14 protein-coding genes are annotated in these 26,233 nt (G+C 50.8%); 7 read left to right on the top strand and 7 right to left on the bottom strand.

Features of this window, described 5'->3' with window-relative positions:
* The first annotated feature begins 123 nt into the window (after window positions 1-123).
* Complete coding sequence (locus CWM47_RS22160; protein WP_206170535.1) at window positions 124-1,044, top strand: SMP-30/gluconolactonase/LRE family protein; 921 nt, start codon at window positions 124-126, stop codon at window positions 1,042-1,044.
* A gap of 83 nt (window positions 1,045-1,127) precedes the next feature.
* On the opposite strand, the gene CWM47_RS22155 is transcribed toward CWM47_RS22160, so the two are convergent.
* The 4 genes from CWM47_RS22155 to CWM47_RS22140 all read right to left on the bottom strand — a co-directional run bounded on the left by CWM47_RS22155 (window position 1,128) and on the right by CWM47_RS22140 (window position 10,159).
* Complete coding sequence (locus CWM47_RS22155) at window positions 1,128-1,736, bottom strand: RNA polymerase sigma factor (RefSeq protein WP_100990373.1); 609 nt, start codon at window positions 1,734-1,736, stop codon at window positions 1,128-1,130.
* 143 nt (window positions 1,737-1,879) lie between these two features.
* Window positions 1,880-5,293 (bottom strand): FG-GAP-like repeat-containing protein, encoded by a 3,414-nt coding sequence (locus CWM47_RS22150; protein ID WP_100990372.1) that lies wholly within the window; start codon window positions 5,291-5,293, stop codon window positions 1,880-1,882.
* Window positions 5,294-5,406: 113 nt separating this feature from the next.
* Window positions 5,407-6,960: a SusD/RagB family nutrient-binding outer membrane lipoprotein gene (locus CWM47_RS22145; RefSeq protein WP_100990371.1), complete on the bottom strand. Its 1,554-nt coding sequence runs from the start codon at window positions 6,958-6,960 to the stop codon at window positions 5,407-5,409.
* Between the two features lie 19 nt (window positions 6,961-6,979).
* Window positions 6,980-10,159, bottom strand: a complete 3,180-nt coding sequence (locus tag CWM47_RS22140; RefSeq protein WP_100990370.1) for a SusC/RagA family TonB-linked outer membrane protein — start codon at window positions 10,157-10,159, stop codon at window positions 6,980-6,982.
* Window positions 10,160-10,503: 344 nt separating this feature from the next.
* Here CWM47_RS22140 and CWM47_RS22135 point away from each other — a divergent pair, with 344 nt between their 5' ends.
* Window positions 10,504-12,282: an SGNH/GDSL hydrolase family protein gene (locus CWM47_RS22135; RefSeq protein ID WP_100990369.1), complete on the top strand. Its 1,779-nt coding sequence runs from the start codon at window positions 10,504-10,506 to the stop codon at window positions 12,280-12,282.
* Window positions 12,283-12,450: 168 nt separating this feature from the next.
* Here the strand turns inward: CWM47_RS22135 and CWM47_RS22130 are convergent, their stop codons facing one another.
* The 3 genes from CWM47_RS22130 to CWM47_RS22120 form a co-directional block, all read right to left on the bottom strand.
* Window positions 12,451-14,268 carry a beta-N-acetylhexosaminidase gene (locus tag CWM47_RS22130; protein ID WP_100990368.1) on the bottom strand — a complete coding sequence of 606 codons (1,818 nt, stop codon included), beginning with the start codon at window positions 14,266-14,268 and terminating at the stop codon, window positions 12,451-12,453.
* A 161-nt stretch (window positions 14,269-14,429) separates the two neighbouring features.
* Window positions 14,430-16,154, bottom strand: coding sequence for an FAD-dependent oxidoreductase (locus CWM47_RS22125; RefSeq protein ID WP_100990367.1), 1,725 nt, complete (start codon window positions 16,152-16,154; stop codon window positions 14,430-14,432).
* Window positions 16,155-16,250: 96 nt separating this feature from the next.
* Window positions 16,251-17,873, bottom strand: coding sequence for an FAD-dependent oxidoreductase (locus CWM47_RS22120; protein ID WP_100993989.1), 1,623 nt, complete (start codon window positions 17,871-17,873; stop codon window positions 16,251-16,253).
* Window positions 17,874-18,259: 386 nt separating this feature from the next.
* Between CWM47_RS22120 and CWM47_RS22115 the strand changes: the two genes are divergently transcribed.
* From CWM47_RS22115 to CWM47_RS22090, 5 genes are all read left to right on the top strand, one after another.
* Window positions 18,260-20,818, top strand: coding sequence for a DUF7133 domain-containing protein (locus CWM47_RS22115; RefSeq protein ID WP_100990366.1), 2,559 nt, complete (start codon window positions 18,260-18,262; stop codon window positions 20,816-20,818).
* 25 nt (window positions 20,819-20,843) lie between these two features.
* Window positions 20,844-21,902 carry a sugar phosphate isomerase/epimerase family protein gene (locus tag CWM47_RS22110; RefSeq protein ID WP_100990365.1) on the top strand — a complete coding sequence of 353 codons (1,059 nt, stop codon included), beginning with the start codon at window positions 20,844-20,846 and terminating at the stop codon, window positions 21,900-21,902.
* A gap of 186 nt (window positions 21,903-22,088) precedes the next feature.
* Window positions 22,089-22,874 (top strand): SDR family NAD(P)-dependent oxidoreductase, encoded by a 786-nt coding sequence (locus tag CWM47_RS22100; protein WP_100990363.1) that lies wholly within the window; start codon window positions 22,089-22,091, stop codon window positions 22,872-22,874.
* 154 nt (window positions 22,875-23,028) lie between these two features.
* Window positions 23,029-24,351: an MFS transporter gene (locus tag CWM47_RS22095; RefSeq protein ID WP_100990362.1), complete on the top strand. Its 1,323-nt coding sequence runs from the start codon at window positions 23,029-23,031 to the stop codon at window positions 24,349-24,351.
* Window positions 24,352-24,878: 527 nt separating this feature from the next.
* The gene (locus CWM47_RS22090) at window positions 24,879-26,156 is read left to right on the top strand and encodes an MFS transporter (RefSeq protein ID WP_100990361.1); all 1,278 of its coding nucleotides are present in this window, start codon (window positions 24,879-24,881) and stop codon (window positions 26,154-26,156) included.
* Window positions 26,157-26,233: the final 77 nt, after the last annotated feature.

The raw sequence follows: 26,233 nt of genomic DNA, 5'->3' as shown, positions 1-26,233 counted from the left end.
TTTCGCGTCTGGCGCGAGCATTTGCTCGTGCCTTTGAATAAAGCAAGCATTCGCTTGCGTCAGTGAATACTGACTTCATAAACTGGCACGAGCAAATGCTCGCGCCAGAAACGATCAACACATATGTCAACTCGCATAACCCCATTTATTACTTTTACTCTTCTGATTATTAGCATCCTGTTCTTATCGGCAAGTCGTATGTCTGTTTCGGATGACCTCTTCAAATCCAGCGTTTTTACGCCAGTTAATGGGTTTACATCGGGAGTCGAAGGACCGGCGGTTGATAAAGCAGGAACGATCTACGCCGTAAATTTTGGCAAGCAGGGTACGATTGGACAGATCACCCCTACCGGACAGGCGAGCGTGTTTGTGGAGTTACCCGAAGGCAGCATTGGCAATGGGATTCGCTTCAATAAAGCGGGCGATATGTTCATTGCCGATTACCCAAAGCACAACATCCTTAAAGTGGTTATGGGCACGAAAAAGCTAAGCGTTTTCGCTCATGAAGCCCGCATGAACCAGCCCAACGATATTGCTATCGACAGCAAAGGTCGACTGTATGCCAGCGACCCAAACTGGAAAGAAAATACCGGCAATATCTGGCGCATTGATACCGATGGAAAAGTGACGCTGCTCGAAGCCAATATGGGCACCACCAACGGCATTGAAGTAAGCCCTGACAACAAAAAACTATACGTCAATGAGTCGGCTCAGCGTAAGGTTTGGGTGTATGATTTATCAGCGAGTGGTCAGGTGAGCAACAAGCGGTTACTCATCGAATTTCCTGACTTCGGCATGGATGGTATGCGTTGCGACGCTACCGGAAACCTGTACATTGTACGATACGGCAAAGGCACCGTTGCAAAAGTATCGCCCGCAGGGAAGGTGATTCAGGAGATAACGCTGACGGGTCAAAAGCCAACCAATATTGCGTTTGGCGGCAAAGATGGCCGCACTGCCTATATTACGTTGCAGGATCAGGGCAATATGGAGACCTTCCGCGTCGACACGCCGGGCCGGGAGTGGGCTATGCAACAGAAGTAGCGCGGACATCTTGTCCGCGTAGCCGTAGGCTAAAATAAGATTTCACCTAGTTAGCCTACGGCTACGCGGACAAGATGTCCGCGTTACCAGGCCATAAAACTTACCATCAACCAGAATTGATAAAAAGCCATCTGGCTTTTGAGCGCCCCAAGCGCTTTGTATAACAGGTTGGCCACCGATTGGCGGTTTATTTCCATTAATGCGGCAATCTGGTCGTTTTCAAGCCCGTTGTAAAACTTCAGAAAAACGACTTCCTGCTGGCGTTTCGGCAACGTATTGATAGCTTGCCGGACTTTATGCTGGCTTTCTGAATCGGTTTCGCCCTGTTCTATTTCGGTTTCAATCGTTTGCCAGTCAGACAGTTCACTTACTTCTGGACTGTGCAGGGATGAGCGTTCAGGCTTGCTCCGGCGAAATTCCTGCAAGAGCTGATTACGAAGCGATTTGAACAGGTAAATCGACACATACTGAATGTCAATCGTAGCCCGTTTCTCCCAGATTCGGATGAAAATTTCCTGTATCGAATCTTTTATAAAGTCCCGATCTTCCGTGAAATTGGTGGCGTAGGCAAATAAGGAGCGGTACTGTTTCTCGGCGAGTTGGCAAAAGGCCACCTTATCTCCGGCTTTTGCTTTGTGCCAGAGTTCTAGTAAGTATTCGTTCTCTTCGATAATACGATGTCGCTGATCCAAAATACTCCGCTTTTTTGTAAGAGGAAAATTAACAGTTAATATCAGAAAATCATAGTAAAAAGACTGGTGGATAGTAGGTGGTAAGGTTAATCATGGGTAAATTATAAAATTGTCAAAATTAAATTGTGTGGTAAACCGGTCCATCACCTCACCAACTCAAACACCCGCACAGCTTGCCCCGTAGTCCCAATCAATAACTCGGTACGCCCGGCCACCTGTACAGGAGTAATGTCACGCACATCGCCGTTCCACTCTAAGCCCGATTGCGCCATTGGCACATAAGTGAAACGCCCTTTCCCCTGATTCAGGAACAATTGCCCCCGATTGGCATCGTCCTTGCCTAACCGAACACGGTTGTACTCGCGATTTCCGCCAATAATTAAGTCGGGTAATCCATCGCGATTGACATCGATAGCCGCTAGCGCATAAGCCGGAGCCATCTGGGCTTCAATGGGTAACGGCTGGCTGGTAAATTTGGCATTTGTTCCGCCACTATTGCGGAACAACACCGTTTGTAGGGTCGTTGCGTCAAGTTTCTGCGCCCGTTTCAGCTCGTCCGGCTCAAATAAATCAGTAATATTAGCCTTCGAATAAGTGGTGTAATCGGTGAATTTCTTCCGCAAGCTCACCACTTGATCAAGCATTTCATCGCGTGCGTTGAACGGGTGCGGCTGTTTGTCGGCTTTGTTATTCCGGTCGTAGCCTGATAGGATAGGCAGTAAATTCCCGGCCACGTTTTTAATCCCGTACAGCGTCAACGGCCGATCATCAGTAGCCTGAAACTGGCTGTTCAGACCAGCGTTGGCCGCTATTATGTCGGGATTGCCGTCTTTATCGAAATCCTGAACCAACAACCGATTCCAGCAACCCGTTATGGCCGAGAGTCCATTGTTGAGCCGTTGCAGTTGTCCCTGTTGAAACGAGAAAGCCTGTACCGGACCAAAGTCGGTAGCCACAATCAACTCCGGCCGACCGTCGCGGGTAAGATCGGCAAGCGCGGCATCCGTAACCATGCCAAGCTGAGCCAGCGCGGGTTGCTGACCAGTCACATCCGAGAAACGCCCTTTCCCATCATTTATCAAGAGGTGACTAACGGGTGTTTCAGGGTAGTTACCCGGCACCACCCGAGCGCCAATGAACAGGTCGAGGTCGCCATCGCCATCCACATCGCCCGACCGAACGCAGGATGCGCTCACCTGTAAATTGGGGAAATTCGGTGCTTTCGTCAGGTGTCCTTTGCCATCGTTCAGGTACAGGCGGACTTGCAACCGGGCGTCGTCAACGGGGAGTTCGTAGCCAGCGCTACTCACAACCAAATCCAGATCCTTGTCACCATCTACATCAACCCAGTCCGCTCCAGCGTCTTCACAAGCCCGGTCGGCAAGCAATGCGGGTTGAGACATAGGCGTAAAGCCGCTAGTGCCGCCAATCAGCACTTGCCCACCCTGACCGCGTCCGCCACCGGCAAACACATCGTCGCGTCCATCCCCATTCACATCGCCAACGGCAAAATAAGGCCCCGTTGGCGACAGCATATACGGCAGCAAAGGCTGAATTTTGAAATCATTGATAGACTCCTGCTGATGCGTCCAGTTCAGTCCACTGATAGCCTGCCAAAAGGGCGTTTGCAAAACAGACGAAGGGGTATCAGTCGTTGGCGCATAGGTAATCGTGAGTTGGTTACCTGCTTTGGGCCGCACAAACTGTGTTTTCCCATCGGCCCAGCGAATCGACACCGAATCGACAGATGTTGCTTTACCTAACCCAAACAGCAACGGGCCGTACATGGCCGACTGAAAACCCCGTACCGGCATGAAGTCCTGCGCCTGCATCCGTCCACCAGCCCAGACGGTTGCCCGTGCGCCCATCAGGTAGGCAGGATTCGGGCTTTTTAGTTGAAGTGATAAATGGTGATTCTGTGCTTTTTTGTCGGAATGGTTTTCGTAGATACCTGCTTCGGCATTCACGTTGTTGATGACTAAGTCCAGGTCACCATCGTTGTCTAAATCAGCATACACCGCCCCGTTTGACTGCGTTGGCTCGTCAAATCCCCAGTCTTTGGTTTCGTTCGTAAAAGTCAGCTTCCCCGAATTTCGGTATATGAAGTTCGGCTCATTGATGCTCGGCATCTTGGCGATTACGGCCATAGGGTCCATCGAAGTCGGTTGAGCTCCCGGTTGACGCGCTTTCAACTGCTCATCCATCGTGAACTTCAGGAACTCCATGTTGGTATAATCGCGGGCATAGCCGTTGGTCACGAACAGATCTTTCCAGCCATCATTATCGAAATCGGCAAATAACCCCGCCCAGCTCCAGTCGGTATTGGAAATGCCCGCCATCTGGCCAATTTCGCTGAAAAGGGGAAGGGAAGAGGGGGAGGAAGGGGAAGAAAGGGACGAGAGGGAATTGCTGCTGTTTTTTTCCTCTCGTCCCTTTCCTCCCCCTACTCCCTTTCCTCCCTCCTCGCCCACATTCAACTGAAGCATATTGCGCATGGTCTGGTGGTGGAAACCCGACCGGAGCAACTGGGTATACTTGTCGTAATTGTCATCACCAGAAGTCAATTTGATGCGCTCATTGCGTTCGGGGAGCATGTCGAGCGTGAGCAGGTCGATTCGACCGTCGTTGTTCACATCGGCGGCATCGGACCCCATCGAATAGAGCGACGTGTGGCCCATAGCATCCCGAACGACCTCCTTGAATTTTCCATCCTGCTGGTTGATGTAGAGATAATCGTTCTCGTTGTAATCGTTGGAGACATAGAAATCGAGCCAGCCATCGTTGTTGAAATCGGTTACAGCCACGGCCAGTCCAAAGCTCAGCACGTTGGAAACCATGCCCGCCGAGGCCGACACATCCACAAACTTACCGTTCTGATTCTGGTAAAGTTTGCTGGCATAATTGGCGTTCGTTTGCTGTTTGAAATCGCTGATCATGCGGCTAAAACCCGCATACTCCTGCACCGAGTGATTGAGCAGAAAGCAATCCAGATCGCCATCCCGATCGTAATCGAAGAAAGCGGCCTGGGTTGAATACGCCGGATCATCGAGACCATACTCGGCGGCTTTCTCCGTAAATGTTGGACCTCCATCCCGGAAATCTTTATTATTGATGAAGAGCAGATTACGGCGCAGTCTGGCGTCTGTAGCGGCTGATCGGCACACATACAGATCGAGCCAGCCATCGGCATTGATGTCAACGACCGAGACGCCCGTGTTCCAGCCATCAGCAGCCCCAACACCGGCTTTTTCAGTGATATCGTCGAAAGTTAGTTTGCCGGAACCGGGTTCGGTTTTATTCAGATAGAGTTTGTTGGGACTTAGATTGCCCGTGAAGTACAAATCCGTCAAGCCATCATTATTAAAATCAGCCGCAGCTACGCCCCCACCGTTGTAGAAATAGCCGTATTTCAGTACATTAAAATCGGGGGCTTCTTCCAGTGCATTTTTGAACGTGATATTGGTTTGGGCCGAGGGCAATTTCTCAAACAGCGTATCCTGGCTGTCGCAGGACGCGAAAACAATCAGGAAGAGAAACGAATAGCCTATGGATTTCATAGCGTGAATGTAAACACAGAGATACGGAGAACAGCACGGAGATAACAGAGAAGTCTTCTCCGTATTCTCTGTGATACCCTCCGTATCTCTGTGTTGAATAGATTTAAAAAAACTTAGTTCTTATCCCACCATAATGGCGTAGTCACCTTGTCGGGTCCGCCCAATAAGGCTGCCCCTTTTTTGGCTTCAACGGCGTTGGTTTGCTGTTCAACCAACAGAATCGGGATACGACGCAGTACACCACCGGCTGGAATATCCGGGTTATCCGAACTAACGACGGGGTATAGTTTTGGAAAGCGCGTCCGGCGGTATTCGGCCCAGCCTTCAAACCCATCCGGGAAAATAGCCAGCCATTTCTGGGTACCAATCTGCTCACGCTGAATGGCTTCGGTGCCGCCCCAGGCTACCGGAATGTTGCTTAAGGGTGCCGACTTCAGGAAATCGTTTGGCGCAACGGGCGTTTTCGCGCTGTTCTGGTAAGCCGTAACAGCAGCAGCGTCGGATACACCCCATTGGGCCATCGACATGGCAATGCCTTTGTTGTAAAAATCCTTAGCCGTACCACCCATAGCCCAGCCGTTCAACGCCCCTTCGGCACGCAGGAAATACGACTCAGCCGTGGCCATCACGTTTTGAGCCGTTCCTAATCCGGTTGACGTCCAGCGCGCCCCCACGTGCGAATTATAATCAGCCGTATTGACGGTCTCAGTTAGCTGCGTTGTACCCAGCCCGTTCCGTAGCCCTTCGTAGGTGTTGGTTTTTACAGCGGGCATAAAGTAGGTTGGCAACCGTGGATCTTCGTAGCCTTTCAGCACCGATTCCATAGCGGCACTCATCCGAAACTCGTTCCAGTCCGACATGATAGCCAGACCGTTGTTGTCGCCACCTTTGGTACTGCGTTGAACGAGTGCATCGTCGTCGGGGCTGGTTGTCAATACACCACCAGCCACAGCCGCTTCAGCTTCTGTTTTGGCACGGGCAGGGTCGACTTTCGAGATACGTAAGGCTAACCGCAGGCGAAGCGTATTGGCAAATTTTATCCATTTGTTCGCGTCACCGCCATACACCAAGTCAAAAGCACCAAAGGGTTTTTCGGTCGTCTTGGCTTTCAACACCGTCGTGGCAGCGGCCAGACGTTTGAAGAAATCATCGTAGATTTTGTCCTGCGCGTCATAGGGTACCGATGTGGCCGGATCGCCCGCTTTGAAATACGGGATAGGTCCGACGTAATCTGTCCAGCGGTGAAACGAATATACCCACCAGATACTGGCCAGTGCGTACTCGGCCGAGTTGGCGTCTGTACTCGACATAATCGTTTTCAACTGGGGAACGACCTGCGTGTAAAGCGACGTCCAGGGACCGCCCAGCCAGTCCATCCGAATTACGAACCGATCGGATGGGAAATACGTAGCGACGCAGGCGAAATACTGGGCATACTGGTCAGAAAAGAGGTTCTGACCAACCTGATAATTGCCACCGGGGAGCGTGGCTGCCGATTGCGCTTTCGAGAAAAGATACGGAATTTCGCCAGCACCGATAATGGTGATCTTGGTTTGGTTGGTGTTTATCTCGTCGAAATTCTTGGTACAACCAACAGCCCAGAACAAAGGGGCCGAAAGGCAGGCCGCCACAACTGTCTGCCGTAATATCGTTTTATAGGATGTCATAATTGACGATAGTTTCAGGTTAAAAAGAAAGTTTCAGGTTCAGACCGAGGCTCCGGTTCGATGGCAGGGTACCGTATTCAACGCCCTGGAAGTTACCGTTACTAATGTTAACGTCAGGATCAAACCACATCTTGCGTTTGCCAATACCGGGAATATCCAGTAGGGAACTACCGCGATAAATCCAGAATAAGTTACGCGCCACGAACGACAAACGAGCCGACTTGATGAAGGAATTCGAAGGTACCGGAATGCCGTAGCCGATCGAAATCTCCCGAAGGCGAACGTTGGTAGCATCGTAGGCAAAAAATTCACCCCATCCGTAGCGTTTGCCCGATACCGTCTGCCAGAATTGCTCGGCCGTAATCGCCTGCGAATTCGTTTTACCCGCACCAATCATGGTAACGCCATCGGCACCGGCAACGCCAGCCGTAACACCCGGCAATACCCAGCCACCGGCCCGGTTCAGTGCCGTTACTTCCGGAATACCGCTGAACGCCAGGTTCATTTCCGTACCCGAAACGGCTATACCGCCTAAACGGGCATCGACTAGGAAGCGAAGCGAGAAGCCCTTGAACGTAAATGTGTTTGTAAAGCCCAGAAGCATTTTTGGGTTGAAGTTCCCAATAAACTCCTGCTCTTTCGTAGCCACAGGCAAGCCTGTGGACACAACCGATGCCTCCGAAACGGTCGTACTGTTTGATTGAGAACCAATCATGTATTGACCATTGGCATCTTTCGCCCAGCGATAGGATACGATATCACCATAAGCGCCACCCTCCTGCACAATCGGCGATGCCGACCGGCCATAGCCGCCGGAAAGGAAAGCCGTTTTTATATCGGGCGAAAGGCTCACGATTTTGTTCCGGTTCAGGCCCATGTTCAGCGTCAGATCCCAGGTCAACCGATCGGTTTTGATAGCCGTTCCGTTAATAACTACTTCAAGACCCATGTTCCGGATATCGCCCGCGTTGATGTACTGGTCGCTGAATCCTGAAGCAGGTGCCAGCCCAAGTTTCAGCAACTGGTTGATCGAGTTGGTTTTATAGGCGGTAACCGTAGCGCCAATGCGGTTGCTGAAGAAGCGGGCATCGACACCAAATTCCAGACTTTTCGTGATCTCAGGTTTCAGGTTACCAATGGCCTGTGTACCATCCCGGCTAATGAATCCGGAACCGGCACCCTGGCTGTAGGAGTAGTTTGTCTGCAGCAGATACGGCGACGCTCCGTTACCTACCTGCGCAAAGGAGCCATTGATTTTCAGGAACGACAGGGGCCCCGAAAGTTTCAGCAGATCAGATAACACAACCGATGCACCAACCGATGGGTACTGGAACGAGTAAGGCTTTGGTAAGGTCGAGGACCAGTCATTGCGCAAACTGGCATTGATGAAAATAGCATCCCGCCAAGCCAGCGACGCCTGCCCGAACAACGATTGTGTTTGCACACGTGAATAATCATCGCCGAGCGTCTGGTTGGTACCAAAGTTCAGGTTATACCGGTTCGGTACGTTCAGACCGTCTGCCGTGGCATTGGTCGATTGAAAGCGGGTATCCTGAATAATAGCCCCGGCCTGATAGTCGATGGTGAGGTCTGAACTAAGTTTATTTTTACCCTCGATCAACAGGTCATACCAGCTTTGGGTATTCACAATGTTATTCCGGGCGAATTTACCCCCCGCTTGGTTGGCCCACAAAATCGTGCCCTGTCCGTAGCTTTCTTCGTTTTTATCGAAATACTTGTCGAGGTTGGCCCGTCCCTGAATGCTCAGGAAGTCGGTTAGCTGGTACTTCGCCAGGATAAACCCGATCACCCGGTCGCGGTATTGATTGATGGCCGTTTGATTGGTCACCCAGTAAGGATTTTGGTAGATCGACGACAGCGTTGACGGCCAGGCGGTTGGCGTTGGCAGGCCAAACGCATTGGGAGCCTGGTAGTTCTGTGCCGTAGCGATACCAACGTTACGGGGAATCTGGTATAGGTCAATCACAGGCGCGTTTTCCTCACCCGTCCGGGGTTTGTTCACCACCGACTGATTGATGTACGTGATTTTCGCATCGGTCGAAAACTTCGAGCTGATCTGGTTCGACAACCGCAGGTTGATGGTATGGCGCATCAGATCATTACCTGGCACCGTTCCCTGCAACGCGTTGTTGGTGTACGACAAATACGTCTGCGATTTTTCTGAACCACCCGTAATACCGATAGAGTTGTTAAAACTCACAGCCGTACGGAAGAAGTCACGAATGTTGTTGGGCTGTGCCGTGTACGTATCGGCGTTACCAAGATAGTTGGTATACGACTGGCCCGTCATGGCTGCGCCCCAGCTCGCACCAACGGCAGGGTCCAGTTTACCGCCAATGCCCTGTCCGAACTGGTTCTGCACCATTGGCAGTGCAAAGGGTTTGTCGATAGAAACGCCGGAGTTCACATCGACCGACACCCGGCCTGCTTTACCCCGCTTGGTCGTAATCAGAATAACACCGTTGGCAGCCTGACTACCGTAGAGCGCGGCAGCCGATGCCCCACGCAGAACCGTTACGTTTTCAATATCGTCGGGGTTAATGTTCGACGCACCATCCGAGTTGGCCACGCTGCCGAAGTCGCTGGTAGCCTGTCCAAACGTGCTATTGTTGATCGGAACGCCATCAACCACCATCAGGGCATTGTTCGTACCCTGAATGGAGCGGTTACCGCGCAAGACAATACGCGAACCCGTACCCGGCCCGCCCGAACCCTGGGTGATATACGCACCCGCAATTTTACCCTGTAGGGTATTCAGCACATTACCGTCGCGAACTTCATTGATCTGGGCGGGTTTGATCGTCTGGGTAGCATAGCTCAATGCTTTGGCTTCCCGCTTGATTCCCAGGGCCGTTACGACCACTTCGCCCAGCACCCGATCATCGCTTACCAGCGTTACGCTAAGCTGGCTTTGGCTCGATGAAACAGCTACATCCTTTCCGGTATACCCTACGGATGACACCGTTAGTGTAGTTGCTTCATTTGGTACCGACAGTTTAAATTCCCCTACGGCATCGGTAGTAGTGCCCCGTGTGGTTCCTTTGATAACCACGTTTGCTCCGGATATGGCCTGGCCCTGCTCATCGCGCAGAGTACCCGTTATTTGTCGGTTTTGCGCCCAGAGTGGTCCGGCTGCAGTAATTACCAGCAAAAAACAGCAAAGTAAGTGTTTAAGCATAGTGTTAGCTGAGGTTAATTATGAAGAAAGTGTTAAATAGAAAATATCCATTTATTGGCAAAGTGCAGAATTTAAGAGCAATATCCGCCAATTAATCAAAAAAATTATAAACTATCCTTTAATTTAACCTTTCTATAAATAATTGATTGTTAATATAAAATTAACAGGAATCGCAAGAGCAGTACTGAGTATAACCAGCCATTAAAATGTGGTTAAAAATCCGGCTGACTAGTGCGATGTTTTCTTAACATATAAAGCCATTAGATAGTACGTTCAATCCTCTTTATGCTGGTACGTCGGGTTGTTTCTCAGTCCGTTTCATCACCCACGGTTGGGATTAGATTATGAAAAAAAAGTTGCTTCTCTGTTTGCTTCTGGCTTTGTACACCAGTCAGATCACCCTTGCGCAAACACCCGTCGAATACGTCTGGTGGAATCCGGCCAAAAACGATTTCCCTGTTATTGAAGGACAAGCCTGGATGGGTAAAGACATTCAGAATCCCTATGATCGCCTGCCCGCTGTAGCTGAGAAAAACGTTCGTAAAGAGGTCTGGAATCTGTCGCACAGTTCGGCGGGGCTGATGATCCGGTTTCGCGCCAGTACCGATCAGATAGTCGTCCGGTATGTTGTCAGCGGTAAGCAGGCCCTCCCCCACATGCCCGCCACGGGTGTTAGTGGTGTTGATCTGTACGCGGGCAACAGCGATGGCGACTGGCTTTGGGCTGCCGGTAAATATACCTTCGGCGATACAATCCAGTACCGATTTGCCAATCTGGAACCTAACGATACCTACCACCAGAAAGGACGTGAATACCGGTTATTTCTTCCCTTGTACAACTCCGTTCAGTGGCTCGAAATCGGCGTACCAAAAGGAGTTACGCTGACACCGCTGGCCGTTCGGCCCGATAAACCGATTGTGGTTTACGGCACATCCATAGCACAGGGGGCCTGTGCCTCCCGACCTGGTATGGCCTGGACGTCTATCCTGGGTCGCAAGCTAGATCGCCCGCTGATTAACCTGGGTTTTTCGGGCAATGGCCGACTCGAAAAAGAGGTCATTGCCTATGTCTCGCAGGTGGATGCCAGCCTGTATGTGCTTGACTGTCTGCCCAACCTGATTTCGACCGTAGGCATAAAACCCGACGAGATCAAAAGCCGCATTCTTGAATCGGTGAAAATGCTGCGGCAGAAACACGCAGCCACCCCTATTTTGCTGGTCGAACACGCGGGCTATACCGACGGTAGCATCAGTCCTATTCGGCAGCAATATTATACGGAAGCGAATGGGATCATGCGTCAGGCGTTTGCTCAACTGAAAGGTGAAGGTGTGAAGGGGCTTTACCTGTTACCTAAATCGCAAATCAATCTGGATATGGATGCGATGGTCGATGGAACGCACCCAACGGATTTAGGCATGCAGCAATATGCCGATGCCTACGAGAAAATCATTCGCACAATCCTGAATGAACCTGTTGGCCCGTTTTCGACCACGAAGCCCCGCACGCAATACCGCGACGCGAAGTCATACGACTGGGAAACCCGCCACCACGATGTTATGGCCCGTCTAAAAGCGAAACCACCCCGCATTGTGTTTATGGGCAATTCGATTACTCACTTTTGGGGCGGTGAGCCCAAAGGCCCTTATGTACAGGGGGGCGATTCCTGGGCCAGCGTGATGGAGCCGTTAAAAGTACAAAACCTGGGTTACGGCTGGGATCGAATCGAAAACGTATTGTGGCGTGTGTATCACGGCGAACTGGACGGCTACAAAGCGGAACAGGTTGTGCTGATGATCGGCACCAACAACATTTTTGCAAACACAGAAGCCGAGATTGTTGCCGGGCTTAAATTTCTGGTGCAGGCCATCAAATCCCGGCAACCCACCGCCGACATCCTGATGATCGCCATTTTGCCCCGCCGGGATGAAGAGAAACGAGTAGCGGCCCTCAACGAAGCCATAACCCAGATCACGGGCGAACTCAATGTAACGTTTATTCAACCTGCTGCTATTCTGACAAAACCCGACGGCAAAGTGGATGAGTCATTATTTACGGACGGCCTCCACCCCAACCCCGAAGGTTACCGAAAGCTGGTGGGAGCGTTGAAGCCGTATTTGAAGTGATACTTAGAGTCTGGCGCGGGTATTCAGTGATCTGGCGCGGGTATTTACCCGTGCCTTTTAATGAAGTCAGTATTCACTGACGCAAGCGAACCGGGGCGCCGGACCGGCTTGCTATATGAGAAGGCACGGGTAAATACCCGCGCCAGATCACTGAACACCCGCGCCAATTCACTGAACGGCTTTCGCCACTGTTGGCAACATCACCTCTACCATTTTTCCGATGGGTTTGCCATTTCGATAGGCTATTACCTTTACCCGTTCGGCTCCTTTTGGCAGTAGAAACGGTTGGGTGTACAGCGGAAAATGAGTATCGGGCACCGTGTTGTCTGTAGAATAATAGAGGTACGTATCGGGCAGTTCATGACTAAGCACCACTTGCGTTATACCCGTCGAATTCTTTTTCAGGGTAACAATGGGGTTATACACGCTGCGGGCGTAGTTTACGTCCTGAGCGTCAAACCGCTTGAAATGGGCTTCCATCCGGCCGATAAAATCCGGCCAGCTGCGTTTTGATTTAGGCGACCAGAGTACTTCGGCGATAGCAAAGGCCCTTGGCCAGGTCATGTATTCGGCATGGCGGCTGTTGGGTACGGATTCTGTCCAGAGGTTGCCCTGTCCACCCAGAATCAGGTCGGCCCGCACGCTGTCGGGAACAGGATCGAATGAATAGGAGGTGCTTAGTCGGGCCATGCTGTAGGTGCTGGGCTCAGCGGAGGGTTCGCCCTGGTAGAGATCAAGGTAGCAGAATTGGGATGGCGTCATGATAACCGGATGGCCCTGTTTAGCGGCTTCGATACCTCCTTTCATACCCCGCCAACTCATCACCGTAGCGTCGGGGGTGATACCGCCCTCCAGAATTTCGTCCCACCCGATGAGCTTTTTACCTTTCGACTGCACGATTTTCTCCACCCGCTTGATGAAGTAGCTTTGCAATTCCTCCACCGTTTTAAGGTTATTGACCGTCATCGTGGCCTTGCACTCCTCGCAAGTAGTCCAGAAACCTTTATACGCTTCGTCGCCCCCAATGTGGATGTAAGGCCCCGGAAATAGCTGCGCCACTTCGGTCAATACCTTGTCGATAAACAAGTACGTACCATAGGTGCATGGATTCAGGGTATTGTCTTCCAGCTTATAAAATTTGCCGTTGGTGGGAACAAGCACTTGCTTTTTGCCGCAAGTCAGGCCGGGGTAAGCCGCAATAGCCGACATCATATGACCCGGCATGTCGATTTCGGGCACAATAGTAATGTGTCGATCCTGTGCGTACTGAACGATTTCGCGAATATCATCCTGCGTGTAGAAGCCTCCGTATGAAGGAACTTCACCGGGTTGAGGATTCTCAATCGTCCCCCAGCTTCCGGTTCTCGGTACACGCCAGGCACCCGCTTCGGTCAGTTTCAGCAGGCTGTTGATCTGGATACGCCAACCCTGATCGTCGGTTAGGTGCCAGTGAAAAACATTGAATTTATACTGCGCCATCTGGTCGATATACCGCTTCACGAAGGCTTTGTCGAAGAAATGACGGCTCACATCCAGCATCAATCCGCGCCAGCCAAAACGGGGTTGGTCGCGAATGTGTAGCGCCGGAATCGACTGTCCCCGAAACGTTTTGGCAACGGGCATCAACTGGCGCATCGTTTGTAAGCCATAGAACAGCCCGGCGGCTTCAGGAGCCGTCAACGTTATGCCCGTTGGTGTAATAGTGAGGTCATAACCTTCCGGCCCAACACCAGCAATGGGAGCCAGACGAACCGTAATAGCCTTCGTTAATTTAGGGACATCGGAAGTAGGAATTCCAGGCAGGTTGTCGGTCACCATCCGGCGAATATCGGCCACGGGCGTCAGGATGGCTAACCGCGTTTGCGCCGTAATAGCAAACCTACCCGTACCGGGTTCAAGCGTTTGCGGAGCAGGAATCAGAGCAGGAATTGATGATTGGGCCGAAGCCGTAATGGCCAGAAATAGTAACGCGATTAATTTATACATTCAGTTTAGATAAGTGAATTGCCGATTAGACAGGTAAATGGGAGAAGGGTTTAGGTATGATTAAGTACCAAACAGTTTCCAGCTGTTTGAGCCGCGAAGCGGCTAATGTGCCATCTAACTTAGCCTACGGCTCAAACAGCTGGAAGCTGTTTGGTACTTAATCACACTTTCGGCCAGTGGGTTTCGATGCCCTGCGAGCGGATCATTTTCTGGAAGTCAGCCAAATGTTGCTCCTTCTCCCGAACGGCACGGGGTATGACTTTTTTGTTGAGCGAATAGGCGACGAGCATGCCTGCCGCTTCGCCAATACTCCACTCTACGGGGTGCAGCCGGTAGCAACCATTCGTGATATGCGTCGTGCCAATGTTTTTGTTGGCGGGCAACAGGTTTTCCATGCGTTTGGGCAACAGGGCTCCTAACGGAATCTGGAACGGCAATGACCCAAAGTCGATGTAGTTATTACCGCCGGTGCTGGGGTGTAAATCAATGTGGTAATAGCCTACACCGACGCTATCGTAAAATTCGGCGGATGTATTGCCTTCCTTTTTGCCCGTCATTAATGCACGATTCTCGGCTCCAACGTGCTCTTCGAGAACGGTAAACACCGCTTTAATCCGACGGGATTCGCGGACATAGGGGTATTTAGCCAAACCGTCCTCAGTGCCCATAATGTCGGGTCGAAAGCGGATACCGGGCCAGCCTTGTCCGCCATCCGGGCGCGGAACTTCGGTTTGCAGCCAGTAGAGCAGTGACAAGCTTACTTGTTTGGCCCGCTCAACGTGTTTTTTAAACTCCCTGTCGGTGGCCCCAATCAAATTGCCCATCGTGTAGTCATTCTGTGGCCAGTTAACACCAGAAATATCACCTATATACGCGCCCGGCCTGAAATTGGCTTTACTAATCATCCGGCGGTAGTTCCACAGGTTTAGTTTATCGCCCGTGGCAATACCTTCCGGGTGAAAACCCAGCTGTTTGGGCTCCAGTGTTTTAGGGTTCGAATAGGACAAGTCAAGCAATTTGCCCGACCAGACTGGCGTGACCCTGGGGACATAATTTCGCCAGAAATCACACTCTTTGGGTTTGTCGATGACGTGATTCTCTCCCGCAACGTAATCCATCGCAAAGCACATGGTAAACGCCTGACAGTTGTTGGGGTCAGCTTTTTCGGGCGCGTGCAACTCCCGCGTTTCGCGTTGCGATTCGGTTCCGGTCACGAATTCGGTGCCGGTTAACGGCAATAAATCACCCAGTTCGGTAGCATCTACAAAATAGGGCGCTGTGAGAATGATTTCCTTGCCCGTGCGCTGGCTGACGGTTTTTAGCGCCCGCACCCGGTCGCCCTGCACATCGGCTCCGGTGATTTTATGTTCGAGAAATAGTGTCAACTGGCCGGAACTCAGGTATGGGGCCATCATCTGCTCCAGAACCGCCAACGCTACCTTCGGCTCGTGACACAAACGGGAAACTGCCCCATCGCCCGGATTCAGGAATTTGCTGACTTTGGCGGCATCTGTCAGCGGGTAATGCTGTTTGTAATAGTCCCTGATGGCTGTCCGAAAATCGCGGTAAAGCTGGGTTGCTCCGTGGGTTTCAATCCACTGGTGTTCGTCGGGTGGTACGCCCTGTTGGGTCATCTGGCCCCCAATCCAGTCGGTTTCTTCGGTCAGGATCACCGTTAACTTATTCCGAAGAGCGGCCAGCGCAGCGGCACAACCGCCCAGTCCGCCACCGGCAATAACCACATCGGCGGCTCGTTCGGCCTGACTTGATCGATTTAGCAACCCGTGTGTTTGTGCAGTTGCAGTATCCGGAAATGAAAATAGTGGAACGGTTAAGGCCGCTCCGCTACTGAGAGATAAACGTTCAATAAAATGTCGTCGATTCATCCAGGGTATGTATGGGCCAAGCTGGAACTTGGCCTTGAACTTCAAAATCTAACACCTGAGGCCAACCTGGAGCTTGGCCCATACATAATTGTTCGTTCAATTCGCGGCATTCAGCGTCAATCGCTGCTTGTCGCTCAATAAAACCTTGCTTAGCGTTTCGTATGGTAACTGCTGCGGACTAACCTTGTTATTGATACTCAAAACTGCCGCTGTTGCTGCCGACTGCCCTAAAATCATGAACACGGGCTCCATCCGGATAGAGCCGTAAGCTATGTGCGAACTGGATACACATACCGGCACCAGCAGGTTCTTGCACTCATTTTCTTTCGGCAAAATAGACCCATAGGCAATCGAATAGGGCTTGTCGGGGTGTACGCCGATATCGCCTTCATTCTGCACAAACCCATCGTCTTTAACATACCGTTGAGCATTGTGGGCATCGAGTGCATATGAGCCCATACCAATGGGTTCGGGAACAGTGGTTTTGCCCAACGCGTCGGCTTCTTTCATGACAAAAACGCCGAGCATACGCCGGGCTTCACGAATGTAAAGCTGATGCGGCCAGTTTCCGTTGTCTTTAAATTCATCTTTGGCCAGCCCCCATTGCTGCATCGGTTTCTGTACATCGGCCGGAACGCGCGGGTCGTTGGACAGGAAATACATCAGACCTTTCTGATACAGTTCATGATCTTTGATGATCTGCTTCCGACGCTCGTAGGTTGCTTCGGGATAGTCATAGTTTTTACCAATATAATCTGTGCTGAATGGGCCGTGGTTGTTCGTGTCGGTTTTTCGATTCGGGATCGGGTCGTATTTGTCGAAAGTTTCGCGCCAGCCCGTGGCAAACACCCGCGCCAGCAGTTCATACCGGTCGGCGTTGTAGGCTTCGGGTTTAGGGAACGGCACCCGGTTATCGGGGTGATTGCTCAGGCACATACGAAAACAATAGGTTTGTATTTTACGATCTCCGGTTCCGTTGGCGGCTATCTTCTCGGACGATATTTCGGGGAGTAGTCCGCTGGCCGGATCGCCCGGTGTTTTGTAGGGACTCACATTAACTTTGAAGTGATGCCCATGCTGAAAAACGCCCGCCTGAACGCCATTCCAGGTTTCACCGTAAACGCTGTTGGCTTCGCGACCTACGTGGTAGTTTACCCCCGCAACGGCCATCAAATCGCCTTCGTAGGTGGCGTCGATGAACATTTCTCCTTCGTATGTTGTACCGCTCAGCGTTCGAAAGGAGCGAATACTGCCGGCACGTTTGGTGATACCTTTTGCCGACCGGTCGAGCCACTCATTCCGGTAGATTGTCAGTTTGTACTCGTTGGCAAAATCCTCAAAAACCTGTTCGGCGGCATGAGGTTCAAAAATCCACATCGTTCGACTGGTCCCATCAATGGCGGGTGTACCCTGCCCTTTATTGCCGTATTCTTCTTGTTTCTGCCATTTCCAGGCGTCTTTTGTCTGATAATGCTGGTATAACCGCTGATAAAATTCACGGGCCAGCCCGCCAATTACTTCTTTATTACCCGTATCGGTAAAGCCCAGACCACCCGACGATAAGCCGCCCAAATGAACATCGGGGGAAACGATGATCACCGATTTACCCATTTTCTTAACCTGTACCGCTGCCATCACAGCCGCCGATGTTCCACCGTAAACAATTACATCGGAATGCCGCACCACAGCCTGCCGCAGCAAGGCAGGGCGGGTTCGCATGGGAGCAGTTGCCAGGGCATTTGTCGTCAACACAAAAATACCCAGGGTCAACGCCCACAAAAAGGCGTTCAACATGTTATAGCCAAATCCCTTTCTCTCCCTACTGTCTACATTTTTCATAAATGCTCTGTATGTCGTTAAATGCGATCAACGAATCGGTTTGTTGGTTCGCTTTACTCAACCTTAAAGAACGGCTGCGTACTGGTTTACTTTAGGCTATATTCGTAATCACACCACAGCGTAAACCCCCATCCGGCCGGGATGATTAGCTAGTTGTGAAATTTATAGAAACAATAGTAGTATTTGTGAAGCTTGCCCGGCTTTTTGTCAGAAGGTGTTCGAGTAATATCAAGATACACTGAACGTTATTAAGCCGTTTGAATTTCATGGTTAAGCCCGTCTACTTTGTTTGCCTGCTGGGTATCGGCCTTTTTTGCCTCCTGAGCTTTAAAGCCAAGTTCGGCAGTTTGCTGGATGAAGGCCCATCGCCAGCCCGAACACCTACCGAAGAACAAGCGACTTTTCAGCTTGAGCCAGGCCTGAAAATCCAGCTCGTTGCAGCCGAACCTCTGGTTCAGGACCCGGTCGTTATTACGTTCGATGAAAACGGGCGACTCTGGGTGGTTGAAATGCGCGGCTTCATGCCGAATATAAACGGCGAAGGCGAGGATAAACCCGTTGGGCGCATATCAGTGCTGGAAGATACCAACGGCGACGGTCAGATGGACGTTAGTAAAGTTTACCTCGATAGTCTCATCATGCCAAGAGCGCTGGCCTTGGTCGAAGGAGGTGCCCTAGTTGCCGAAAACGGGGCGCTGTGGCTCACCAAAGATACCAATGGAGATCTAAAAGCTGACACAAAAACACTGATTGACAAAGACTACGCCGGTAGCGGCCTGCCCGAACATTCGGGCAACGGGCTTTGGCGCAGCATGGACAACTGGCTCTACAATGCCAAATCCCGCTTCCGATACCATGAGGTTGATGGCAAATGGCTGCGTGACAGTACCGAAGCCCGCGGGCAGTGGGGCATCAGTCACGATGACCGGGGACGTCTGTATTATAACTACAACTGGTCGCAGCTCCACGCCGATCTGGTTCCGCCAAATTACCTGTCCCGCAATAAACACCATACCCCTACCACGGGTATTGACCACGGCCTGACCATCGACCGTCGGGTTTACCCCATCCGACCCAACCCGGCAGTTAACCGGGGGTATATACCGGGCACACTGGACAAAGAAGGCCATCTGCGTGAATTTACAGCCGCTTGCTCGCCACTGGTGTATCGGGGAACGACCTTACCGAAGCCTTTTTATGGCAACGTATTTGTGTGCGAACCTGCCGGGAACCTGATCAAACGTAATGTATCGGAGAACAAAGAGCTCCTGATTGCGGCTCATGATCCACATCCCGGCAAAGAATTCCTGGCGTCGACCGATGAACGATTCAGGCCAGTCGCCCTGTCAACCGGCCCCGATGGCGGGCTTTATGTAGCCGATATGTATAGGGGCCTTATTCAGCATAGCGCCTACGTGACACCCTATCTGAAAGAAAAGACAATTGAGCGGGATCTTGTTCTTCCTGTACACTATGGCCGTATCTGGCGAATCGTGCCGGAGAACTGGCAAGCCTCAGCTCCCAAAAAACTATCGACGGCCTCATCGAAAGATCTGGTTGCCGAACTGGCCAATCCCGACGGATGGCACCGCGACATGGCCCAGCGGTTGCTGATCGAGCGAAACGACAAAAGCACCCGTCAGGCGTTAACAGATGTAGTCGTAAAAGGAGATAATAATCTGGCCCGTTTTCATGCCTTGTGGACATTGGACGGTATGAAATTAAGTAGTCCGGACGTACTTTTCAGTCTGCTGACCGACGCCGACCCACTTATTCAAACAACCACCCTGCGCTTACTTGAGCCGTTTGCGAAGACAGACAAAACCGTTCGGACAAAATTGGGTCAGCAACTGGTGGCCCAATGGGAGAAGGCCCCCATCGAACAAATCCTTCAAATGACCTTTGCGGCCGGGGTTCTCGACCAACCCGCAGCGCATCAACTGCTGGCTGGAATTGTGAATCGTTACGGCGAATCGGCCCTGATTCGGGATGCTGCACTCAGTAGCCTTTACAATCAGGAATTCGCGTTCCTGCAAAATCTGCTAACGTCTCCCCAATGGCAGGCCCAGGAACCGGCGAAAGAAATTTTTCTGGAAATGCTTACAACATCGGTTATTCGCAAACGCAACCCGGCAGAATTAGCCGCGCTTCTGAACAGGCTGAACACGAATAAGATAGCCTCAAGCTGGCAGGAAAAGGCGGTGCTCACCAGCCTGTCAATTCAGGGAAGTACCAGCAAACTGAAGCCAATTAAACTGGCTGTTGCACCCAAACTCCTAACCCAGCCAACCGGCAAAATAGAACCCACACGCCTTGCCGTACTAAGTGCCATGTTCGAGTGGCCAGGCCACGTTGCCAGTCGAACAGCATTACCGAAGAAGAGCCTGTTAAATGACGACGAGCAGAAACTGTTCGCATCAGGCCGGCAGATCTACCTCAGCACCTGCTCAGGCTGTCATGGTACCGATGGGAGCGGATTGAAACGATTTGCTCCCCCGCTCATCGGCTCCGACTGGGTTTTGGGCGACGAGAAACGCTTGTCTCTCATCATTCTACACGGCATGGAAGGACCGGTAGAAGTTGCCAAAAAGGTGTATGATGTGCCTGATATACTGCCCGTTATGCCCGCCCATTCGACAATGGACGACGGTTCGATTACTGCTATCCTGATGTATATCCGAAATGAGTGGGGCAACAATGCCGGTCCCATTGGGAAGCGTGTGGTGGGTATGACGCGGGTTACATCGCAGGGCCGGGTTGTTCCGTGGACGGCGAAAGAGCTGAACAACTACATTATTGAAGGCAAAGCAACCAGCGGAAAATAACATACCCTATTAGCCACCTACTCCAATGGAAAGACGAGATTTTTTACAAACTGCTTCGCTCGGTGCTATGGCCCTGTCGTTTCCGCAGATACCATCCTTTTTAAAAGAGGTACGAATGGGCATTGTGGTGCATTCGTACTGGAGTCGCTGGAATTCGAAAACGGACAGCAAGAAGTATCCGGCTTTTACCAATGCCATTCAGTTGCTGGATCATTGCCACCAACTTGGTGCCGGTGGGGTGCAGGTAATCGTAAACGGCTGGTCGACTGATTTTGCCAAAAAAGTGCGCGAGGAGCGAGAGAAATATGGCCTTTATCTGGAAGGGTCGATTGGCTTACCAAAAAAAGCAGATGATGTCCCAAAATTTGAGCAGGACGTTGTCAATGCACGGGAAGCGGGCGCACAGGTATTGCGAACAGTTTGTTCGAGCGGCCGACGCTACGAAACCTACCACTCTCCCGAAGCTTTTGCCGAGTTAAAAAAGAGCGCATTAGCGTCGCTGCAACTGGCCGAACCTGTTCTGCGGAAGTATAAAGTCAAACTCGGTATCGAAAACCACAAGGATTGGCGGGCGCCAGACCTGGTAAATCTGCTAAAACAGGTCAACAGCGAATGGATTGGCGTAACGCTCGATTTTGGCAATAGCATGGCCTTGCTGGAAGATCCGATGGAGGTTGTCCAGACGCTGGCCCCGTATACCTTTAGCACACACGTTAAAGACATGGCGGTTGAAGAATATCCAGATGGGTTTCTGCTTTCCGAAGTACCAATGGGAAAAGGGATACTGGACCTGCCCAAGATGATTGATCTGTGCAAAAAGCATAATCCAGCGGGCACCTTTAGCCTGGAAATGATCACACGCGATCCGTTGGAAATTCCCTGTTTAACCAATGCCTACTGGGAAACGATGAGCAGCGTGCCGGGCTCCGATCTGGCCCGAATGCTGCGAACGGTCAGGGGGCACAACTATCCCGGCGGCCTACCCCGCGTGGCCCAGTTAAGTGCCGAAGAGAAACTCGCCCTCGAAGAAGATAACATTGTCGCTTGCATTAATTACAGCAAAACCAAATTAGGACTGGTGTAATGGTTTGTTTTGTCATCCCGACGAAGGACCGGGCCGCCGGAGCGGGGATCTTCGGTGAAGGCGAAGTTTTCCATTTCTCCGAAGATCCCCGCTCCGGCGGCCCGGTCCTTCGTCGGGATGACAAAATAGCCAAGAGTACTGTCACTCTGGCTTGGCCCAGACTAATACAACCCTTAACAATCAAAAATGAGTAAAGAACTACTTCCGGGCATCAAACAATTTGACCTTACCGGAAAATCGGCCATCATTACGGGTGGCTCCAAAGGACTTGGGCTTGCTATGGCAGCCGGATTAGCCTCGGCAGGGGCCAATGTCATGTTAGTAAACCGCAATGCTGATGAAGGCGCAGCAGCGGCTCAGGAATTGAGCACCGATTATGGCATAAAAGCCATTTCGTTTGCCGCCGATATTTCAAAGACCGATCAGGCCGAAGCGATGGTTAACGCAGCCGTAGCCGCGTTTGGTACTGTCGATATTCTAATCAACAGCGCCGGAATCAACATTCGCGGGGCCATCGACGAGCTGACGCCGGAAGACTTCAGTAAAGTAATGGAGGTCAATGTAACTGGCACCTGGCTTTGCTGCCGGGCCGTTACACCGATTATGAAAAAAGCTGGGCGGGGCAGTATCATCAATCTAGCCAGCACACTCGGTCTGGTTGGACTATCGAACCGCACGCCCTACACCTCCAGCAAAGGGGCCGTTGTGCAGATGACCCGCGCCCTCGCGCTGGAGCTGGCCCCCTTCAACATCAACGTGAATGCTATTTGCCCCGGTCCCTTTCTAACCGAAATGAACCTGCCCATCGCCGATACCGAAGAGGGGTTGAAGTTTGTGGTGGGTGCTACCGCCCTAGGTCGGTGGGGTCATTTGCGGGAGATTCAGGGCGCGGCTATTTTTCTGGCCAGCGACGCCAGTAGCTTTATGGTTGGCTCTATGCTTACTGTAGACGGCGGCTGGACAGCCAGATAATACGGTATTCGGTTTATGGTATTTGGTTTACGGTTCGTCGCTACAGCGGAGCGGCTGCTGCCAGTGAGCTAGCCCCCGAATACTGTAAACCGAATACTATAAACCGTCAAACCATATACCGCAACCTGGATACCTAAACACTAAATCTCATAAAATGGAACAGTTAAGCGGCAAACCTAAACCGACCCGGGTTCGCTACGGGATGTTAGCCCTCGTCTTTGTCAATGTAGCCATTAACTATCTTGATCGCACGAACCTGGCTGTAGCAGCTTCGTCATTAAGTACTGATCTGGAGCTATCACCGGCGCAGTTGGGCTGGATTTTTTCGGCGTTTGGGTGGGCGTATGCCGCTTTGCAAATTCCGGGCGGATTGATTGCCGACCGCTTTGGTCCGCGTGTTCTGTATGCATTCTGTTTGATCACCTGGTCTCTGGTAACGGTAGCGCAGGGGTTTGTTCGGGGGTTTGCCAGTCTATTTGCATTGCGATTGGCTACCGGGACTTTTGAAGCACCTTCTTATCCAATCAACAACCGGGTCGTAACGAGTTGGTTTCCGGATAGTGAGCGGGCGTCGGCCATTGCCATGTACGTTTCGGGGCAGTTTATCGGGTTAGCTTTTCTGACGCCGGTTCTTGTGACGGTTCAATACTATGCAGGTTGGAAAGGCCTGTTCATCACTACAGGTTTAGTGGGCCTTGTTTGGGGCATTGTCTGGTATTTGTTCTATCGGGACCCGTTGGAACATCAGGGGGTAAATCAGGCTGAACTGGATTATATTGAAGATGGTGGCGGAGTTTTCAGAGCAAAAGACAAGACCGCGGCTAAGGTCAATATCTGGAAATGGGCCAATGTGAAGCAGGTCTTTTCCAGCCGAACGCTGTGGGGTGTTTATATCGGGCAGTTTTCTGTGAATGCCAGCCTCTGGTTTTTCCTGACCTGGTTTCCAACGTATCTGGTAAAGTATCGGGGCATGGATTTCATCAAATCGGGTTATCTGGCTTCGGTGCCCTTTTTGGCGGCCTGTGCCGGACTGCTGCTGTCTGGCTTTCTCTCTGATCGGTTTGTCAGGCGGGGAACATCGGTAAGCGTAGCGCGCAAAACACCTATTATTGTCGGCCTCCTGTTATCGGTTAGCATCATTGGCGCGAATTATACCAATGACACCACATTGATCATCTTCTTCATGGCTCTGGCTTTTTTTGGCTCAGGCATGGCCTTGATCTCGTGGGTGTTTGTCTCTATCCTGTCGCCAAGGAACCTGATTGGACTAACTGGGGGAGTCTTTAACTTCATGGGAAATCTGGCCTCTATTGTGGTCCCTATCGTTATCGGGTACCTGGCTAAAGATGGAAATTTCGAACCTGCCTTAATATTCATCGGAACGATTGGCTTCATTGGTGCTTGTTCTTACATTTTTCTGGTTGGGAAAATAGAACGCGTTGTTACACAGGGCATTCAGGAAGTTACAATTGATTAAACACACTTACTTTCGGTCAGCAAAAAGCCATACCTGTGTGACAGGTATGGCTTTTTGCAAAATATACATCGGACGGTTTTTTGCCTTAATTCTCAGCACGTTCCGCCTTTTACGCATAGAAATCAAATTGTACAATTTAAAGAAATTGCAATAATTGACTTAGTTTCAAACAAAATAAACCTAACCCGATTTGCATATTATCAAACTAATATTTTATCTTTACATACATAAACGCAGCAATAACAGACAATATAGCCTATAAATACATTATACCTTAGAATTTTGATAAATAGTATAATTCATACAATTACGTTTATCTTTAAACTATAAAATCAAGTACATCTTTAGGGTTTTTTAGAAAGGGAGTGTCTACAGACACTCCCTTTCTTTTAGTCGTTGTCAACAGAATGAGCATAAAATAACATGCTGGCTAATCTGGGGTAGATATACAGCCATATTACTAAGCTTGCGAGCCTGTTTGCGTATAAAATCAGGGAAATATGCTTTCTACAGCAACCAGAAACTCAATGGAAAAGACATTAGCCCCTTCTCGTTGGTATCGCCTGATACCCATCGCGTTTATTACCTATAGCCTTGCTTACCTCGACAGGGCAAATTTTGGCTTTGGCGCTGCCAGTGGCATGGCAGCCGATCTGCACATTACCCCGTCCATGTCGTCTCTGTTGGGGTCTTTATTCTTCCTGGGATATTTCTTCTTTCAGGTCCCCGGTGCTATTTATGCAGAGAATAGAAGTGCCAGAAAATTGATTTTCTGGTCCTTAATTCTGTGGGGTGGTCTGGCTATGGCAACCGGCATTATCAGTAATGTGAATCTGCTGATTGTTATTCGTTTCATGCTCGGTGTTGTTGAGAGTGCGGTAATGCCGTCAATGCTGCTTTTTTTAAGCCGGTGGTTCACGAAAGCTGAGCGCTCACGGGCCAACACGTTTTTAATTCTCGGCAATCCGGCTACCATCCTCTGGATGTCGGTATTGTCAGGCTATTTGGTTAAAGCAGTGGGTTGGCGCTGGATGTTTATCCTGGAGGGACTCCCGGCTATTATCTGGGCCTTCTTCTGGTGGCGGCTGGTAGCCGATAAACCCAGCGATGCAACGTGGCTGACTGAAACTGAAAGACAGGATGTGGAAGAACAATTGCTGAAAGAGCAACAGGGAATCAAACCCGTTAAAAACTACGCAGAAGCGTTCAAATCCAGAATTGTCATTCTACTGAGTATTCAATATGCTCTGTGGAGTATTGGGGTCTATGGGTTCGTTATGTGGCTTCCGTCCATCATTAATGCGGCCCCGAACATGAATATTGTCAAGACCGGCTGGCTCTCGTCAGTTCCGTACGTTCTGGCTATTATCGGTATGCTAAGTGCCTCTTATTTTTCGGATAAATCGCAGAACCGGAAATTGTTTGTCTGGCCGTTTTTGTTGCTGGGTGCTGTTGCGTTCTATGCCTCTTACCTGGTTGGTGCTACTAATTTCTGGCTCTCGTTTGTGCTGCTGATTATTGCGGGTGGTGCGATGTATGCACCTTATGGGCCATTTTTTGCTATCATCCCGGAAATTCTACCCAAGAATGTAGCTGGCGGAGCTATGGCACTTATCAATAGCCTGGGTGCCCTCGGGTCATTTGCCGGTTCGTATGTTGTCGGCTATTTGAACGGAACAACGGGCGGCTTTGGGGCTTCCTATATTTTTATGGCCGGTTCTCTTTTCCTGTCGGCAATTATCACCCTGATTGCCGTAAAAACCCCTGACAAACAACCTGCGTTAACGCGAACAGTAACTGCGTAGACTATAGTGCAGGTAATTTTATTCATTATTTAGAGAAAGGGGTTTAACCACAGAGGCACAGAGGTTAAAATGGGTAG

This window comes from Spirosoma pollinicola (assembly GCF_002831565.1).
Classification (GTDB): Bacteria; Bacteroidota; Bacteroidia; order Cytophagales; family Spirosomataceae; genus Spirosoma; species Spirosoma pollinicola.
This window is presented reverse-complemented; position numbering and strand designations above follow the sequence as displayed.